Origin of the sequence: Nocardioides caldifontis (genome assembly GCF_008087345.1) — a bacterium.
GTDB lineage: Bacteria > Actinomycetota > Actinomycetes > Propionibacteriales > Nocardioidaceae > Marmoricola_A > Marmoricola_A caldifontis.
The window spans coordinates 164801-181755 of record NZ_VHIB01000001.1; the positions used below are offsets into that span (position 1 = coordinate 164801).

The 16955-nt window shown below is 73.2% G+C and carries 19 protein-coding genes; 9 read left to right on the forward strand and 10 right to left on the reverse strand.

From position 1 onward, the window contains the following. On the forward strand, positions 1-891 hold the full coding sequence (locus tag FIP57_RS08925; protein ID WP_238993368.1) for an ArgP/LysG family DNA-binding transcriptional regulator: 891 nt from the start codon (positions 1-3) through the stop codon (positions 889-891). A 201-nt stretch (positions 892-1092) separates the two neighbouring features. Here FIP57_RS08925 and FIP57_RS08930 read toward each other — a convergent pair whose 3' ends face one another. The 4 genes from FIP57_RS08930 to FIP57_RS08945 form a co-directional block, all read right to left on the reverse strand. Beyond that, complete coding sequence (locus FIP57_RS08930; protein WP_162529731.1) at positions 1093-2532, reverse strand: calcium-binding protein; 1440 nt, start codon at positions 2530-2532, stop codon at positions 1093-1095. Positions 2533-2691: 159 nt separating this feature from the next. Continuing rightward, positions 2692-3426, reverse strand: a complete 735-nt coding sequence (locus FIP57_RS08935; RefSeq protein ID WP_148573190.1) for an amino acid ABC transporter ATP-binding protein — start codon at positions 3424-3426, stop codon at positions 2692-2694. Further along, positions 3423-4280, reverse strand: coding sequence for an amino acid ABC transporter permease (locus tag FIP57_RS08940; protein WP_238993369.1), 858 nt, complete (start codon positions 4278-4280; stop codon positions 3423-3425). Before FIP57_RS08940 ends, FIP57_RS08935 begins: the two co-directional genes overlap by 4 nt. After that, a complete protein-coding gene (locus FIP57_RS08945; protein ID WP_148573191.1) occupies positions 4277-5134 on the reverse strand; it encodes an ABC transporter substrate-binding protein in 858 nt (285 codons plus the stop codon). Before FIP57_RS08945 ends, FIP57_RS08940 begins: the two co-directional genes overlap by 4 nt. 184 nt (positions 5135-5318) lie before the next feature. Here FIP57_RS08945 and FIP57_RS24310 point away from each other — a divergent pair, with 184 nt between their 5' ends. Further along, entirely contained in the window at positions 5319-5453 is a 135-nt protein-coding gene (locus tag FIP57_RS24310; RefSeq protein WP_275266158.1) for a hypothetical protein, read from the forward strand. 53 nt (positions 5454-5506) lie between these two features. Here FIP57_RS24310 and FIP57_RS08950 read toward each other — a convergent pair whose 3' ends face one another. Then, a complete protein-coding gene (locus FIP57_RS08950) occupies positions 5507-6430 on the reverse strand; it encodes a cation diffusion facilitator family transporter (RefSeq protein WP_148573192.1) in 924 nt (307 codons plus the stop codon). A 56-nt stretch (positions 6431-6486) separates the two neighbouring features. Between FIP57_RS08950 and FIP57_RS08955 the strand changes: the two genes are divergently transcribed. Continuing rightward, the gene (locus tag FIP57_RS08955) at positions 6487-7029 is read left to right on the forward strand and encodes a 2'-5' RNA ligase family protein (protein ID WP_148573193.1); all 543 of its coding nucleotides are present in this window, start codon (positions 6487-6489) and stop codon (positions 7027-7029) included. After that, a complete protein-coding gene (locus FIP57_RS08960; RefSeq protein WP_148573194.1) occupies positions 7026-7715 on the forward strand; it encodes a pirin family protein in 690 nt (229 codons plus the stop codon). Before FIP57_RS08955 ends, FIP57_RS08960 begins: the two co-directional genes overlap by 4 nt. Before the next feature lie 56 nt (positions 7716-7771). Here the strand turns inward: FIP57_RS08960 and FIP57_RS08965 are convergent, their stop codons facing one another. Beyond that, positions 7772-8641, reverse strand: coding sequence for a diacylglycerol/lipid kinase family protein (locus tag FIP57_RS08965; protein ID WP_148573195.1), 870 nt, complete (start codon positions 8639-8641; stop codon positions 7772-7774). Further along, complete coding sequence (locus tag FIP57_RS08970) at positions 8638-10224, reverse strand: FAD-binding oxidoreductase (RefSeq protein ID WP_148574113.1); 1587 nt, start codon at positions 10222-10224, stop codon at positions 8638-8640. The genes FIP57_RS08965 and FIP57_RS08970 overlap by 4 nt, the downstream gene beginning before the upstream one ends. Positions 10225-10250: 26 nt before the next feature. Between FIP57_RS08970 and FIP57_RS08975 the strand changes: the two genes are divergently transcribed. Both FIP57_RS08975 and FIP57_RS08980 read left to right on the forward strand, forming a co-directional pair. Further along, positions 10251-10805 carry a TetR/AcrR family transcriptional regulator gene (locus tag FIP57_RS08975; RefSeq protein WP_148573196.1) on the forward strand — a complete coding sequence of 185 codons (555 nt, stop codon included), beginning with the start codon at positions 10251-10253 and terminating at the stop codon, positions 10803-10805. Next, complete coding sequence (locus FIP57_RS08980) at positions 10802-12310, forward strand: glycerol-3-phosphate dehydrogenase/oxidase (RefSeq protein ID WP_148573197.1); 1509 nt, start codon at positions 10802-10804, stop codon at positions 12308-12310. The genes FIP57_RS08975 and FIP57_RS08980 overlap by 4 nt, the downstream gene beginning before the upstream one ends. 48 nt (positions 12311-12358) lie before the next feature. On the opposite strand, the gene FIP57_RS08985 is transcribed toward FIP57_RS08980, so the two are convergent. Continuing rightward, positions 12359-13300 (reverse strand): type IV toxin-antitoxin system AbiEi family antitoxin domain-containing protein, encoded by a 942-nt coding sequence (locus tag FIP57_RS08985; RefSeq protein WP_148573198.1) that lies wholly within the window; start codon positions 13298-13300, stop codon positions 12359-12361. A 143-nt stretch (positions 13301-13443) separates the two neighbouring features. Here FIP57_RS08985 and FIP57_RS08990 point away from each other — a divergent pair, with 143 nt between their 5' ends. Next, on the forward strand, positions 13444-13800 hold the full coding sequence (locus FIP57_RS08990) for a hypothetical protein (RefSeq protein WP_148573199.1): 357 nt from the start codon (positions 13444-13446) through the stop codon (positions 13798-13800). A 21-nt stretch (positions 13801-13821) separates the two neighbouring features. On the opposite strand, the gene FIP57_RS08995 is transcribed toward FIP57_RS08990, so the two are convergent. Then, positions 13822-14364 (reverse strand): YbaK/EbsC family protein, encoded by a 543-nt coding sequence (locus FIP57_RS08995; protein WP_148573200.1) that lies wholly within the window; start codon positions 14362-14364, stop codon positions 13822-13824. 168 nt (positions 14365-14532) lie between these two features. Between FIP57_RS08995 and FIP57_RS09000 the strand changes: the two genes are divergently transcribed. After that, positions 14533-15180 carry a fasciclin domain-containing protein gene (locus FIP57_RS09000; protein ID WP_148573201.1) on the forward strand — a complete coding sequence of 216 codons (648 nt, stop codon included), beginning with the start codon at positions 14533-14535 and terminating at the stop codon, positions 15178-15180. A gap of 48 nt (positions 15181-15228) precedes the next feature. Here the strand turns inward: FIP57_RS09000 and FIP57_RS09005 are convergent, their stop codons facing one another. Further along, entirely contained in the window at positions 15229-15738 is a 510-nt protein-coding gene (locus FIP57_RS09005) for a TspO/MBR family protein (protein ID WP_148573202.1), read from the reverse strand. A 181-nt stretch (positions 15739-15919) separates the two neighbouring features. On the opposite strand from FIP57_RS09005, the gene FIP57_RS09010 reads away from it, so the two are divergent. After that, positions 15920-16948 (forward strand): TerC/Alx family metal homeostasis membrane protein, encoded by a 1029-nt coding sequence (locus tag FIP57_RS09010; RefSeq protein ID WP_148573203.1) that lies wholly within the window; start codon positions 15920-15922, stop codon positions 16946-16948. The last annotated feature ends 7 nt before the right edge of the window (positions 16949-16955 follow it).

Genomic DNA, 16955 nt, shown 5'->3' on the forward strand with positions numbered 1-16955 from the left:
GTGCGCTTCCCGGCCGACCAGCTCGAGACCCTCGTCGTGATCGCGGAGGAGGGGTCCTTCGACGCGGCCGCACGAAGGCTGGCGTTGACGCCCAGCGCGGTCAGCCAGCGGGTGCGGGCGCTCGAACGCGCGGCCGGGCAGGTGCTGGTCCGGCGTACGAGCCCCGCCGAGGTGACCGACGCCGGCGCGCCGTTGCTGCGGCTCGGTCGCCAGCTGCGGCTGCTGACCGAGGAGGCGGCGAGCGAGGTCGGGACCGAGTCGGTCGTCGAGCTCGCGGTCGCGGTGAACGCCGACTCGCTGGCGACGTGGTTCCGCCCGGTGCTGCAGGCGGTCGCGGCGACACCGGCGGTCGCGTTGCGGTTGTACGTCGAGGACGAGGGGCACTCGCACGACCTGTTGCGTCGCGGCGAGGTGCTGGCCGCCGTGACGGCCGAACCCCAGCCGGTGCAGGGGTGCTCGGTCGAGCCGCTCGGGACGTTGCGGTACCTCCCGGCCGCGGCGCCGGCATTCGCGGAGCGGTACCGCCGCGGACGTGGCTTCGACTGGGCTGCGGCGCCGGTCGTCGTCTTCAACGAGAAGGACCGGCTCCAGGACCGGGTGCTCGGGGCGCACGGCGTCGGCCGCCCGCCGGTGGTGCACCGGGTGCCGAGCAGCGACGACTTCCTCGCGGCCGTCGTCGCCGGGCTCGGCTGGGGGCTGGTGCCGGAGCCGCAGCTGGCGTCGGCGGCGGCGCTCGGGCTCGCTCGCCTGCCCGGCGCGAAGCCGCTCGGCGTCGCGTTGCACTGGCAGCGGTGGCGGCTGGAGAGTCCCGCGCTGCACGAGCTCACCACCGCCGTGCGGGATGCCGCGAAGGAGTCGCTCCGGCCGCCGCCTCGGATCGACCGGGGCTGATCGGGGCCGGCGGGCTGCGCCCACGCTGATGGTGCCGCCGGTGGACAGGGTCGCGACACTCACCCCTTGTTCCAGGACGTGCAGTGGGATGGTGACCACGACGGTGCAGAGGCCGCCGGACTCGGGGAGCTTCTTCGAACCGAACGCCTGTGGAACACCGGTCCGGCGCTCGCGGCCCTTCCCAGAAGCCCGTGGCACGGACTAGGAGAAGTTGAAGCCAAGGGGGACGCCGTTGCCGATACAGGCGCCGAGCGGGTACCACTGCCCCCACTCCGAGGACCACCACCAGGCTCGCGCACGGCCCCGCTCGCCGACGAAGATGCCGTCAACGGTGGGCTGCTCTCCGACGACAGGGCCGATCCACCGGCCGCTGACGGCATCCCACAGCCACGTGGACAGGCCGTTGTAGTACATCCAGATCGAGTTCCAGACATTGCCGTCCGCCTGCTCAGCCTGGATGAAACCGACGCCGCGCACGAACGACGTCGCCCATGCGGCTCGACTCATCGCCGGGCACTCGACCCGCCCGTACTGGACGGCTTGCCCGCCAGCACGTCGGGTCGTCATCTCTCCCGGGCGATCCGGGGAGCCCTGGTAGCGGAGCATCGCGGCGCCCAAGGCTCCGACGCGGGTCCGCTGGCCCGGCGGTGGCTGCGTCGGCGTCGGCGGCGTCCCCGCGAAGGTCAGCCGGTCGCATCCGGTGACCTGCTCCGCGAAGCACATGTCCCCGCCACCGTTCCCGCGGATCGTGTCCTGGCCGGCCTGACCGTCGAGCTCGTTGAAGCCGCGGGTACCGGTGATGGTGTCGCGGTGCGGGGACCCGAACACGTTCTCGATGCTGGACAGCTTGACGCGGCCCGTGGCCGTTCCCTTGCTGAGGTCCACGGTGACACCGCGTGGGGACAGCGTGTGGATGAGGTAGTCGCGGCCACCGCGCCCGTCGATCCTGTCAGCGCCTCCGCTGGGGAAGAACGCTTCGTTGCGCTTGCTGCCCAGGAGCGTGTCAGCGCGCGGGGTGTCGACGAGTCCTTCGAATCCCGAGAACCGGTCCTTGCCGGCGCCACCGGACGCGCGGCCCTTTGCCATGTCGACGCGCACGCCCTTGCGAGTGCCGAGATAGGCCAGCAGGTCGACCCCGCCGCCCCCATTGATCCGGTCAGCGCCAGCGTCACCGATCATCCCGTCGGGCCCACCCTGGCCGGCGAGGATGTCGTTGCCGGCCGCGCCGATGACGATGTCGCTGCCCGCGCCTGCTCGGACCCGGTCATGGCCGGCGCCTGCGACGACCGTGTCGCTCCCGCCACCCGCGCAGACCAGGTCGTTGCCACCCTTGCCGTAGATCGTGTCGTCCCCACCACCGGCCACGATGACGTCGGAGCGGTTGGTGCCCCGGAGCACGTTGTCACGACCGTCGCCAATGACCGTGGCGCGCTTGCCCATGCACTTCGGCTTCGCGGCTTCGCTCGTCGACGTACGCGGCAAGCCGCCTGAGCTGGCGACGGTAGCCGTAGCCCCACCTTCCGGCGCCAGCATCGCCGCACCCAACACGAGCGCGCCGATAGCGCCGCCGGCGCCTAGCCGACCTGTTCCGCCCCTGCGACCCCACCGCGAGGTGGCAGATGACCCGATGCCGATCTCCATGGCTGCCCCCGTGCTGCATCCCACTGAACCCACCCTCTGGTCGGGCATGCTGGCACGAGACGCAGAGGACTGGCGAGGGCCCGTGGTCGACCGGTCCAGACCCTGGTTGACCCGAGCCGGCTTGGCGCTATTTCGGCGGGAAGATGCGACGGCTCGGCGTCAGAGGACGCGGCGGAGGAACTGGCGGGTGCGCTCGCTCGCCGGGGCGGTGAAGATCTCGGCCGGCGGACCCTCCTCGAGCACCTTCCCGCCGTCCAGGAAGCAGACCTTCGTCGCCACGTCCCGTGCGAAGGCCATCTCGTGGGTCGCGAGGAGCATCGTGGTCCCCTCCTCCGCGAGCCGGCGCAGGATGTCGAGGACCTCGCCGACGAGCTCGGGGTCGAGGGCGGCGGTCACCTCGTCGAGGAGCAACAGCGACGGCCGGGTCGCCAGGGCGCGCACGACGGCGACGCGCTGCTGCTGGCCGCCGGAGAGCCGGTCGGGGTGGACCCCCGCCTTGTCCGCGAGCCCGAACTCCGCCAGCAACCCCAAAGCACGGTCGCGCGCCTCGGCGGCACCGACGCCGTGCACCTTCCGCGGGGCCAGCGTGATGTTGTCGAGGACGGTGAGGTGCGGGAAGAGGTTGTACGCCTGGAAGACCACGCCGATCCGGCTCCGGACCCGGCGGGCGTCGACGCGCGGGTCGGAGATGTCCTCGCCCTCGAACCAGATGGTGCCGTCGTCGGTCTGCTCGAGCAGGTCGATGCAGCGCAGCAGCGTGGACTTGCCGCTCCCCGAGGCGCCGATGAGGCAGACCACGTCGTGCGGCTCGACGACGAGGTCCAGAGAGTCGAGGACGACGCGGTCGCCGTACGCCTTCCGCAGCCCGTCGACCTGCAGCACCGGGGCGGTCATCGGGCACCTGCCCGTTCGCGCTCGTACATCCGCCGGCCGACCCAGTCGGTGAGCCGCGCGAGAGGCACGGTCAGCGCGACGAAGAGGGCGGCGGCGACGACGTACGGCGTGTAGTTGAAGGTGAAGTTCGCGGTGTCCGACGCGGAGCCGAGGGCGTCGAGGAGCCCGACGGCGGCGACCAGCGCGGTGTCCTTCTGCAGCGAGACGAAGTCGTTGAGCAGCGGCGGCAGGACGCGCCGCACGGCCTGCGGTACGACGACGTGGCGCAGCGCCTGGGCGCGGGTGAGCCCGAGCGCCGTGGCGCTGGCGACCTGGGAGGGGTGCACCGACTCGATGCCGGCGCGGAACACCTCGGCGACGTAGGCGCCGTAGGAGAGCACCAGTGCGACGAGCGCCAGCCAGAACAGCGAGTTCGTGACGCCCTGGAGGTTCAGCGCGGGCACCCCGAAGCAGACCAGGAAGACGACGAGGATCGTCGGCAGGCCGCGGAAGAGGTCGGTGTACGCGATCGCCAGCAGCCGGACCGGCATCAGCAGCGGCGAGGTGCTCACCCGGGCGGCGGCGACGGCCAGCCCGAGGACGAGGATCAGCGGCTCGGCGATGAGGAAGAGCCGGATGTTGTACTCCCAGAACCCGCCGAGGATGTCGGGGAGCGCGTCACGGGCGGCGGACCAGTCGAAGAACGTCGTACGGACGGTCTCCCACCCCGGCGACGAGACGACCCCGACGACGAGGATCCCGAAGACGACGAGCGCCGAGACCGTCGCGAGGCTCCACGAACGGAGCCGCATCCGGCGGGCGACCCGGAGCCGCTCCTGCTGCGCCGGCGACGGCTCCCAGGCGGCCAGGCTCACTCCAGGACCGGGACGTCGACCACGTCGGAGAGCCACTGCTGCTCGATCTCGGCGAGCTTGCCGTTGTCGCGCAGGGTGGCGAGCGCCTCGTTGACGCAGGGGACCAGGTCGCTGCCCTTCTCGAAGAGCATCCCGAACTCCTCCTGCTCCCCGGTCTCGGGCTGGAACTGCCCGACGATGCTCGCCTCCGGGATCTCCACCGCGGTGATGTAGAACGCGGTCGGGACGTCGGCGAGGATCGCGTCGACCTGGCCGTTGAGGAGCGCCTGCTTGGCGGCGTTGGTGTCGGTGAACACCAGCGGCTCCTCGGAGGGCTGGATGACGTCGCGGATCGCGGTGAGGCTGGTGGTGCCGGTCTGCGCGCCGAGCTTGAAGTCGGCGAGCTCGGCGACGGAGCCGGCCTCGGCGACCGGCGACTTCTTCAGCGCGATGACGCCCTGCGCCGCGGAGTAGTAGCCGTCGGAGAAGTCGACGACCTCCTCGCGCTCGGGGGTGATCGAGATCTGGTTGATGTCGAAGTCGAAGTCCTTGGGCCCCGGCTTGTAGCTGTTGTTGAACCGGACCTTGACCCAGTCGACGTCCTTGGCCTCGAACCCGAGCTCCTCGGCCACCGCGTAGGCGACGGCCGACTCGAACCCCTCGCCGTTGGCGGGGTCGTTGTTGACGAACCAGGGCTCGTACGCCGGCGAGTCCGTGCCGATCGTCAGCGTGCCCTCCTGCTTCACCGGCAGCTCGCCGGGGGCGCACGGGTCGGCGGCCGTGGACGAGCCGCCGTCGGACTCCTCCTCCTGCGGCGCGCACGCCACGGCGGCGAGCAGAAGGGGGGTGACGAGCAGGGCGGGCAGACGACGCATGGCGGTCAGCCTAGTGACGGCTCACCCGACGGCTGCTCCCGGCCCGGGCCCGGGCCATAAGGCAAAAAGTCCTGGTTCGTCAGGCCCATTCGTCCTGATTCGTGCGAAACTATTCAAGCAGCTGCGGCAGGGAGGCCGCGGGGCGCGCGGTCGCCCGCGCACGGGGATTCCGGGAGCAGGAAGCATGAACAACGTCCTGAAGTACGCCGCCGCCGGCGCCGTGCTGAGCGTCGCTCTCTTCGGCGGCACGGGCCCGGTGGCCACCGCGTCGCCGGCCGCGCCCACCACCTCCTCCCCGGCCCCGCACGTCGCGCGCTGACCACGAGCCGGGGCTCGGCGAGCTGTTCTCGGGCGTACCCCTGACCTCCCTCGTCAGGGGTGCGGCTCGCCGAGCTCCTCGTGGTCCCGGTGCGCCACGGGCTCGATCTGGAACGTCGTGTGCTCGATGTCGAAGTGGCTGCTCACGCAATCGCTGAACCGGTCGAGCAGCCGGCCGACCCCCTCCTGCGCGAGCGTCCGGTCGTCGACCGAGACGTGCACCGACATCGACGGCATCCCGCTGGTGATCGTCCACACGTGCAGGTCGTGGACGTCGACGACGCCGGGTACCTCGCCGAGGTGGCGCCTCAGCTCCTCGGGGTCGACGTGGGACGGCGTCGACTCCAGGAGCACCTCGGCCGCCTCCTTCGCGAGCAGCAGCGCCCGCGGCAGGATCACCAGCGCGATGAGCAGGGTCGCGACGGGGTCGGCCCAGAGCGCGTCGGCGGTGAGGACGAGGAGGGCGGCGACCACGACCGCCACCGAGCCGAGCAGGTCGGAGAGGACCTCGAGGTAGGCACCGCGGACGTTGAGCGACTCGTCCTTGCGCTCGTGCAGCAGCCCGAGGGAGACCGCGTTCGCCGCCAGGCCGACCAGCGCGAACCACAGCATCGGGCCGGCCTCGACGGCCGGCGGGTCGGTGAGCCGGCGTACGCCCTCGACGAGCAGGTAGCCGCCGACGACCAGCAGCACCACGGCGTTGGCGAGCGCGGCGAGGATCTCGGCGCGGTGCCAGCCGAAGGTACGGCGGTCGGTGGACGGCCGGGTCGCCATGTACCCCGCGGCCAGCGCCAGCAGCACCGCCCCGGCGTCGGTGGCCATGTGCCCCGCGTCGGCCAGCAGCGCCAGCGACCCGCTCCACCACGCGCCGACGAGCTGCGCGACCAGCGTGACGGAGGTGAGCCCGAGCACCCAGCGGAGCCGCGAGCGGTCGTGCGCACGGCCGGCCGCATGACCGTGCCCGTGGCCGTGACCCATGGCGCCAGCGTAGGACCGGGCGCGTGCGCGGGGGCCGCGACGGGGTATCAAGAGGCATGCCCGAAGCCCGGTCGCCGTTCTCGGCCCTGCTGCTCCCCGTCCCCGTCGCGGACTGGCTGGTGGCCGGGCGGGCGATGACGGACGGGTACGCCGCGGGGCTGGTCGTCCCCGCGCACGTCACGCTGCTGGTCCCCTTCGTGCCCCGGGACGAGCTCACCGACGGGGTCCTCACCGAGCTCGAGGCGCTGTTCGGTGACGTCGTGCCGTTCTCCTTCGAGCTGGCGCGGGCGAGCCGGTTCCCGGACGGGCCGGTGTACCTGGCGCCCGACCCGGCGGCGCCGTTCCGCCACCTCGTGATGGAGCTGGCCCGGGCGTTCCCGGAGCACCCGCCCGACGAGGGGCGGTTCGACGGAGTGGTGCCGCACCTCACCGTGCCGCTCCGGGAGGACGAGCAGCTCGACGACCTGCAGCACCTCCTCGACGCGCAGGGGCCGGTGCGTGCGCTGGCCTCGGAGGCGCAGCTGGTGTGGGTGGACGGCACGGCCGAGGAGGTCGTCGAGGTGGTCGCGCGGTTCCCGTTCGGGACGACGGCGGCATGAGTCTCGAGGTGCGGCGGAGCGCGGACCGGTTCGTCACCGAGGCGGAGGGGCGGACCACCCGCCACTCGTTCTCGTTCGACCGCCACTACGACCCGAGCAACGTGGGGCTGGGCTTCCTGGTCTGCCACAACGAGGACCTGGTGCTGCCGGGGCACGGGTACCCCGACCACCCGCACCGCGACCTGGAGATCGTGACCTGGGTGCTGGGCGGCGCGCTGCGTCACTCCGACGGCTCGAGAGGCTCCACCGTCGTGACTCCGGGGACGGTACAGCGGCTCAGCGCCGGGAGCGGAGTGATCCACGCGGAGGTGAACGAGGGGCCGGAGCCGGTGCACTTCGTGCAGATGTGGGTACGACCGGCGGAGCCCGGGCTGCCACCGTCCTACGTCCACGCGCCGGCGTCGGTGGACGTCGACGGCTGGACGACGATCGCGGGCACGGGCGACGCGGTCGTCCCGATCGCCAACCCCGGCGCGACGTTGCGGGTCGCCCGGCTCGGGACCGGTCGCTCGGTGACGCTGCCCGAGGCGCCAGCACTCCACCTGTTCGTGGCCCGCGGGGGCGTCGAGGTGGAGGGCGCGGGCGTCCTGACCACCGGCGACGCGTTGCGGGCGACCGAGGGCGGGGCCCGGGTCACCGCGGTGGACGACGCCGAGCTGCTGCTCTGGGAGCTGGCCACGGCGTGACGGTGCTCGTGCGGTGGCGGTGACGCTGATGGGACGTCACGGCCACCACACGAGCGTTACGCCAGCACCTGCAGGGCACCCGGGCGCACGGTCGCGGTCCGGGGCAGCGGGCCCAGCCGCTCGCCGTCGCCGTAGGCCACGACCTCGTGCTCGGCGGCGACCGTCACCGACCGGCCCCGGAGGACGACCACGCCCGGGAGGTCGACGTGCGAGCCGTCGTACACCTTGGGGAGCCGGCGGACCATCCCGAACCGTGACCCCGCCGGGAGCACCACCACGTCGAGGAGCCCGTCGCGCACGTCGGCGGCCGGCGCGATGCGCATTCCCTTGCCGTAGTAGGCGGAGTTCGCGACGACGACCGTGTAGGCGTCGTGCTCGGTGGTCGACCCGTCGACGGTGACGGTGAACCGACCCGGCTTGTAGGTGAGGAGCGAGCGGACGGCGGCGTAGGGGTACTGCACCGCCGACGGCAGCCGCCGGGAGGCGTCGACGATCTCGGAGGCGAGCGAGTCGACGCCGGCGTACATGCTGCCGAGGACCACGTGGCCGTCGTCGACGCCGATGACGTCGACCGGGGTGGAACGCGCCTCCAGCAGCCGCTGGGCGATCGCCGGCGGCTCGCTCGGGAGCCCGAGCATCCGGGCGAAGTCGTTGCCGCGGCCACCGGGGACGACGCCCAGCACGCCGCGGGCGTCGACCACCGAGCCCGCGACCGAGGCCAGCATCCCGTCACCGCCGGCCGCGACCACCACCTGGCCGGCGGCGACCGCCTCGGCGACGGACGCCTTGCTGTGCTCGGGGCTCAGGCTCGTCTCGACAGCGACCGTCGCGCCGGCCGCGCGGAGCCTCGCAGCGACCTGGTCGACCAGCCCGGCTGCTGAGCCAGACCCTGCTGTCGGGTTGACGAGAAACCGGTAGGAGGTCACGGGACGAGCACGCCCGGGTTCATGACCCCCGCCGGGTCGACCCGCTCCTTGACCGCCCGCAGCAGCTCGACGCCGACCGGACCGACCTCCTGCTCCAGCCACGGCTGGTGGTCGCGACCGACCGCGTGGTGGTGGGTGATCGACCCGCCCGACGCGACGATCGCATCCGTGGCGGCACGCTTCGTGCGGCTCCACTGCGCGACCCCGTCGTCGAGCTCGCGGGCGGCGACGGTGAAGTAGAGCGACGCCCCGGTCTCGTAGACGTGCGAGACGTGGCACAGTACGAGCGGCGGCGTGCCCTGCTCGGTGAGGTCGGCCTCCACGGCCTGCTTCACCGCGGCGTACAGCTCGTCGAGCCGGGACCACCAGGTGACGGTCTCGAAGGTCTCGACCAGCACGCCGATGTCGAGCAGCGAGTCGCGGAGGTAGGGGCCGTCGAAGCGGCCCTCCGCCCAACGGGTGCCCGGCTCCTCGCCGAGGCGCTCGCCGCCGGCGTCGGCCAGCAGCGCAGCCGTGCGCCCCTGCGCGACCTCCACCTGGTCGGGGGTTCCCTCGTGGCCCACGACCATCAGGCACCCGCCGCTCGCACCGCCACCGACCGCGTCCGGGCTGGCGAGGTTCACGGCGGTCTCGGCCTCGTCGGAGAGCCGGAGGACGGTCGGCAGCCCGCGCCCCTGCGGAAGCTCCTGGGCCAGCCGTCGCATCGCCGCCGCGCCCGCCGCGAACGACGCGAACCGCCAGCCCTCGTAGTGCTTCCGCTCCGGCAGCGGCCGGACCCGCACGGTCACCTCGGTGACCACGCCGAACGCGCCCTCGGAGCCGAGCACCAGCTCGCGGAGGTCGGGGCCGGCGGCGTTCGCGGGGGAGGTGCCGAGGGCGAGCTCGCCGACCGGCGTCGCGACGCGGAGCTCGAGCACCATCGCGTCGAACCGGCCGTAGCCGGCGGACGACTGGCCGCTCGACCGGGTGGCCGCGAAGCCGCCGATCGTGGCGTGGGGGAACGACTGCGGGTAGTGGCCGAGCAGCAGCCCCCGCTCCGCGAGCAGCTCCTCCGCCTCCGGCCCCAGCAGCCCGGCCTCGAGGGTCGCCGTGCCGGACACCTCGTCCACGGCGAGGAGCCGGGTCATCCGCCGCAGGTCGAGGGCGACCACGCCGGCGTACCCGTCCCGCCGGGCGACAAGCCCGCCGACGACCGAGGTGCCACCACCGAAGGGGACGACGGCGACCCGGTGCTCGGACGCCCAGGCCACGACCGCGGCGACCTCGTCGTGGCTGCCCGGGCGGACGACCGCGTCGGGGGCGTCGGCGCCGTCGCCGGCGCGGATCCGGAGCAGGTCGGGCGTCGACTTCCCGCGGGTACGCCGGACCCGCCACTCGTGCCCGGTGTGCACGTGCTCGCGCTCCACCAGGGCGCCCAGCGCCGCCAGGTGCTCGTCGGAGAGCGCTACCGGCGCGAGCTCCACCTCGGCCAGCTCGACCGAGGGACGCTCGACCACCGGGCCGAGGAACGCCTCCACCAGGCCGCGCAGCTCGTCGGACACGGGGCGGGCCTTGGCGGGGTCGCCCCACCTGGACCAGTGCATCTCGCTCACGCGGTACACTGTGACACATGCCGTCCATCCGTCACAACGCCGAGGACCGGTACCTCGACGCCGCGCGGGAGAACATCCTCGCCGTCGGCTGGCGTCGTACGACCCTCACCGACGTGGCCAAGCGGGCCGGCGTCTCGCGGATGACGATCTACCGCCGCTGGCCCGACATGCAGACGCTGCTCGCCGACCTGCTCGTGCGGGAGTGGCGGAAGGTCGTCGATCCCGCCTTGGAGAGCGGGGACCTCGCCGATGGTGTCGTGGTGACAATTTCTGCCCTGCGCGAGGAGCCGCTGTTCCGGCGGATCGTCGAGGTGGACCCGGAGGTGCTGCTCCCCTACGTGCTCGTCCGGCGCGGCCGGAACCAGGACCGCGTGCTCGCGCTGCTGACGGCCGCCGTCGAGCGCGGCCAGCAGGAGGGGACCGTCCGCGCCGGTGACGCCGCACGGATGGCGGCGGCGCTGATGCTCGCGTTGCACGGGTTCCTGCTGTCGACCCCGACCGTGCCGGAGGTGCCGGTCGAGGAGCTCGACGCGGAGCTCCGTGACCTGGTGGAGAGGTACCTCGCACCATGACCCGGCTCGACCGTGACAGCGCGCTGACCTGGGGCGCCGAGGAGACCGTCGACCTGCTGGTGGTCGGGCTCGGGGTGACCGGTGCCGGCGTCGCACTCGACGCCGCGTCGCGCGGGCTCACGGTGCTCGCCGTCGACGCCCGCGACCTGGCCTTCGGCACCTCGCGGTGGAGCTCGAAGCTGGTGCACGGCGGGCTGCGTTACCTGGCCAAGGGGCAGCTCGGGGTCGCGCACGAGAGCGCCGTCGAGCGGCACGTGCTGATGACCAGCACCGCCCCGCACCTGACCCGTTCGCTGCCGATGGTGCTGCCGCTGACCTCCGCGGTCGGCCGCGCGCAAGGAGCCCTGGCCATGCAGGGGTTCCGCGCCGGCGACCTGCTCCGGCGGGGCGCGCGGACCCCGTCGTCGCTGCTCCCCCGTCCCCGCCGGCTCACCGCTGCCGAGACCGCCGCGCGGGTCCCGGGCGTGCACCCGTCGGTCCGTGGCGGGCTGCTGTCGTACGACGGTCAGCTCGAGGACGACGCCCGGCTGGTCGTCGCGCTCGCCCGCACGGCGGTCGGGTACGGCGCGCGCGTCGCCACCCGGGTGCGCGCCTCGTCGGTGACCGGGACGGGGGCGGTCCTGTCCGACACGGTGAGCGGGACTTCCCTGTCGGTCCGCGCCCGCGCGGTCGTCAACGCCACCGGGGTCTGGGCCGACCGGCTCGTCGACGGGCTCTCGCTGCGCCCGAGCCGGGGGACCCACCTGGTGCTCCGGGGGACCGCCGTGCCCGCGAGCGTCGCGGTGACCGCGCCCGTGCCGGGGTCGGTCAACCGGTTCGTCTTCACGCTCCCCCAGCCGGACGGGCTGGTGTACCTCGGGCTCACCGACGAGCCGGTCGACGGCCCGGTGCCCGACGTACCGGTGCCGAGCGAGGAGGAGATCGACTTCCTGCTCTCCACCGCGAGCACCGCCTTCGAGCGCCCGCTGACCCGTGCGGACGTGGTGGGGGCCTACGCCGGGCTCCGGCCCCTGATCTCCGCGCAGGGCGGGACGGCCGACCTGTCCCGGGAGCACGCGGTCCTCACCTCCCCCGACGGCGTGGTCACGGTGGTCGGCGGGAAGCTCACGACCTACCGGAAGATGGCCTCCGACGCCGTCGATGCCGTGCTGGCGCAGGGCTCCCTGCACGCCGGCCCGTGCCGGACCCGCGCCCTCCCGCTCGTCGGGGCCACCGGTGCGCCTCCGGCCGACGCGCCCGCCCGGCTCGTCCGTCGGTACGGCGCCGAGGCCGGCGTGGTCCTGGAGGCCGCACGGTCCACGGGGCTGGCCGACGACGAGCTGCTCGCCCCGGTCGCCGACGGGGTGCCGGTCACCCTCGCCGAGCTGCTCTTCGGGGTGACCCACGAGGGTGCTCTCGACGTGGACGACCTGCTGGACCGGCGTACGCGCGTGGGGCTCGTCGCCGCCGACCGCGCCGCCGCCGAACCTGCTGCCCGCCGGGCCCTCTCCCTCGCCGGCCGGTGAGTTCTGGTGGGACTCTGACTCACCAGGTGAGTCGGGACCCCACCAGAGTCACCTGACCAGGCACGTGGGACCGCACGGCCGGGCCTGACCTGTCCACCCCCGCCGGTCGAGGAGCACGGCGATGTGGCCGGCAGTCCAGCAGGACCGGTCGAACACCTGGCCGTACCCCAGCCGCACGGTGTCCTTCCCGGCAACCGCGGTGACCAGGTCCCGGTCGAGGTCACGGTCGCGCTGCCTCGCCGTGTCGTGGAAGAGCCGGCCGTCGAGCTCGACCACGAATCCGCCGGCGTACTCGACGTCCCGGTAGACGACGCCCGCGCCGACCCGGTCGCGCACCTGCCGACGGGCACCGGTCAACCCGTGCGGCCGTTCCACGCGCGTCAGGTAGCCGTGCTCCAGCACCGAGCAGACGCCGCACGCCACGTCCTCCAGCACACCGACCATCCAGGCACGGCGCGCGATGTGGCGGCGATCGGCGAGCCGGAGCAGCAGCCGGTCGGCGGTCGTGCGGCGCCCCTGCACCGCGCGAGCCAGCTCGTCGAGCGCGGCGAGGTCGGACGTCGCCTGTGCCGCGACGTCCAGCACCGCCTCGTCGTACCGCACCCGCGGCGGCCCGGTGTTCCACTGCACCCTGCTCTCGAGGTGCCGACACCCCCGGGCGACGACGCCGGCCGGTGTGCGCGGTGAACGCCCGTGAGCCACGGCGAGGTGGATCGTCTCGTCCGGTCGCGAACCCGGCCCCTCGACCGCGCGGAGCGATGACGTCGACGCGAGCGCGGCGGGCCAGCAGAGCAGCACGCCGCCCCATGCCCGCTGGAGCCATGACGGCCGCCCGGTGTGGTCGAGGTAGACGCCGGGGTGGAGGGGCGTGAGCTCGCGACGGCGCACCAGCCTGGCGAGGTCGTGCGGACGGAGCCCGGCGTCGAGTGCCTGGCGACGGGAGACCACGCCGGACTGGTCGACGAGGTAGGGCGCGAGCAGCGGCTGCATGCGGCGTGAGGGTGGTCGACCCGTCGCCCTAGGTCCACGGGGTTGCTGTGGCCTGTGGAGAACGGCTCTGGTGGGACTCCGACGCACCAGGTGAGTCGAACTCCCACCGGAACATGTTCCACGCACCGCTAGGGTCACCGGGCATGGACAACCTCACCGGTCTCTCGCTCGGCCGCGTCGCCCTCGGCGCGGTGGCCTACGCCGCTCCGTCGCTCGGGCTCAAGGCGCTCACGTTCAAGGGCGAGGGGCAGGCGGCGTACCTGTTCCGGCTGTTCGGCGCCCGCGACCTGGCCCTCGGGGCGCTGACCCTCGTCGCCCCGCCGTCACAGCGGCTGGCGCTGGTGAAGGCCGGGATCGCGGTGGACGCCGCCGACGCGGTCGCGGGGCTGACGGCCCTGAGGAGCGGAGCGGTCGGCAAGCCGATGGGGGTCCTGCTGACGGCGGTCGCCGCGGCTGCCACGGTGACCGGGGTGGTCGTCCACTCCGAGCTCGAGCGCTGACCCCCGGGAACACCGGCCCCGTCAGATCCCCAGGTCCGCGACCACCTCGGCGCCCGGGAGCACGGCCAGCACCTCGCCCGGGAGCAGGAGCTTGGAGCGACGCAGCCCGCTGCCGATGATCACCACCGGCGCGCTGGTCAGCGACTGGTCCACGAAGAGCCGCCACTCCGCCGGCAGTCCGACCGGGGTGATCCCGCCGTACTCCATCCCGGTCCGCGCGACCGCGTCGTCCATCGACAGGAACGACGCCTTGCGCACGTCGAGCCGCCGCTTCACCAGGTTGTTCACGTCCGCCCGGGTGTCCGCGCGCACGACGCAGGCCCCGACCCGCTCGACGCCGTCGCGGCGGCCGCCGACGACCACGCAGTTGCCGCTCGCCTCCAGCGGCAGGTCGTAGGCCTCGGTCAGCGCCGCGGTGTCGGCGAGCGACGGGTCGATCTCCACGACGCCGACCGCCTCGGCGTCGCTCCACGGCGTCAGCGCCGTCAGCACCGGCTCGGCGAGCAGGTCGGGGCGGGACAGGGCGGGCACGGCGGTGAGCCCGCCGATCGTCAGGGTGGTCATCGAGCTCCTCGGGTCGGCAGCACGTCCACTTCCTAGCACGACCCCTCCTGTTCAGCTCGCCCAGGAAAACCTCGAAGGAATGTCTAGGTCAGGCCAATCCGCCCCTGCGGTCCGCACGAAGACCCGGTGAGGGAGGGCACCGGGCCCTCTGCCACGAGGAGGACTTCCATGAGGAACCGCAAGGTCGCCACCGTCCTGGCCGCCGTCGCCACCGCCGCCGTCACCGCCACCACGGCCGCGCCCGCCACCGCTGCCCCCACCGCCGAGCAGCAGGCCGGCAACCGCAGCCTCGCCAAGGTGCTCGCCGCCGACGGCACCAAGCTCGACCGGAGCTGGAAGGACTTCGACATCCTCGAGAAGGCCGTCACCACGGTCCTCGGCGCGAAGAAGAACAGCCCGGTCGCGGTCCTCGCCGACGGCAAGGTCCGGCTGACCGCGTTCGTCCCGACCGACAAGGCGTTCCGCAAGCTCGCCACCGAGCTGACCGGCAAGCGCCCGGCCACCGAGAAGGCAACGTTCAAGGCGCTCGCGAAGGCGGTCGACGTCGACACCCTCGAGGCGGTGCTGCTCTACCACGTCGTGCCCGGCGCGACCGTGACCTACAAGCAGGCGCGCGGCGCCGACGGTGCTGTGCTGGAGACCGCGGCGGGTGCGTCGATCGAGGTCAACACCTACCACCGCACCGTGCGGCTCCGGGACGCCGACAAGGACGACCGCAACCCCGCCGTGATCCGCGCGCTGGCGAACCTCAACAAGGGCAACAAGCAGATCGCGCACGGCATCGACGCCGTGCTGCGCCCGGCCGACCTGCCGTGACCTGCGGAGGCCCGGGCGGTCGATGAGGCCGCCCGGGTCCCAGCCTGCTCAGTTCAGGACCGCGAACCCGATCGACAGCGCCGAGGCGAGCGTCATCCAGCAGGCGTAGACGAGCAGCAGGGCGCCGTACCACCACCGCACCCGCCAGGCGAGTGCGAGCAGCAGCCAGGTGATCAGCGCGGCAACGGCCAGCGACACCGCCGGCGGGACGAGCAGGTGCTCCTGGGAGAACAGGTACGCCCACCCCAGTGCCGGCACCACCGACCCCGCGAGCACCGCCAGCAGCCGCGGCGCACGCGCCGGGTGCTGCAGCGACACGAGCACCCCGACGACGAGCAGCGCCAGGTAGTTCAGCGGCCAGACGATCCCGAAGGCAGCGTCCGGCGGTTGGTACGGCGGCTCGTCGAGCCCGCGGTACCAGGCCGACTCGGTGTCGGTCCACACGCGCGAGAGGCCGGCGTACACCACCACGACCACCACGAAGCCGGCCGCGAGCAGCCACCTCCGCGAGCTCGTCCCGGTGCCTTCGTCCGTGCGCTGCGCCGTGTCCGTCGTCATGACCAGACCCCTACCCGGGGTGCGCGGAGGCCACCCTTGGACCACCTCGGTACCCTTGACCCCGAGGGGAGTACTCCCACGAGCTGAGCCGGTCAGTCCGGTGCCGTCGCGGCACCTCGGCCAGCGCCCGCACCGCGGGTGGAGGAGACCTCAGGCCGCACCACCGACCTGAGGAGCCTCCGTGCCATCACTTTCCCCTGTGCTCGCTGCCGCCGGCAGCAGCTCTATCGACTCCATCGGCACCCCCGCCTTGTGGACGGGCGTGATCGCCGCCGTCGTCGTCCTGCTCGTCGTCGACTTCCTGCTCACCCGCCGGCCGCACGAGGTCTCCATGAAGGAGGCCGTCGGGTGGTCGGCGTTCTACGTCGCGCTCCCCCTGGCGTTCGGCGGATACGTCTGGGCGCAGTTCGGCTCCGAGCGCGGCGTCGAGTACCTCACCGGCTACCTCGTCGAGAAGTCGCTGAGCGTCGACAACCTGTTCGTCTTCATGCTGCTGCTCTCCGCCTTCGCCGTGCCGGCCGCGCTGCAGCAGCGGGTGCTGCTCTACGGCATCGTCGGCGCGCTCGCGCTCCGGGCGGTCTTCATCGCGCTCGGCGCCGCGGCGCTCGCCGCCTTCGACTGGATGTTCCTGGTCTTCGGGCTGGTCCTGGTCGCCACCGCGGTCAAGATCCTCCGCGACGCCGTGAAGGGCAGCGACCACGACGTCGACGTGGACAGGATGCGCAGCGTGCGGCTGGTCCGCCGGCTCTTCCCCGTCACCCCCGAGTACGACGGCCCGCGGATGCTCTCCCGGGTCGACGGCCGCCGCGCCCTGACCCCGCTGGCGATCGTGGTGGTCGCCGTCTTCGCCACCGACATCGTCTTCGCCGTCGACTCGGTGCCGGCGGTCTACGGGATCACCGGCGACCCGTTCCTGGTCTTCGCCACCAACGCCTTCGCGCTGCTCGGGCTCCGCGCGCTCTACTTCGTGCTCGCCGGGGCGCTCTCCAAGCTCCGCCACCTCGGCTACGGGCTGGCGACGATCCTGGCGTTCATCGGCGTGAAGCTCGCACTGCACTGGGGCCACCTGCAGTGGGACGCGGTGCCCGAGATCCCGACGCTCTGGTCGCTCGGCGTCATCGTCGTCGTCCTCGCGGTCACCGTCGCGACGAGCCTGACCGCGGACAAGAAGGCGCAGGACGAGGTCGAGGAGCCGGAGCCCGTCGGCTGAGCCACCG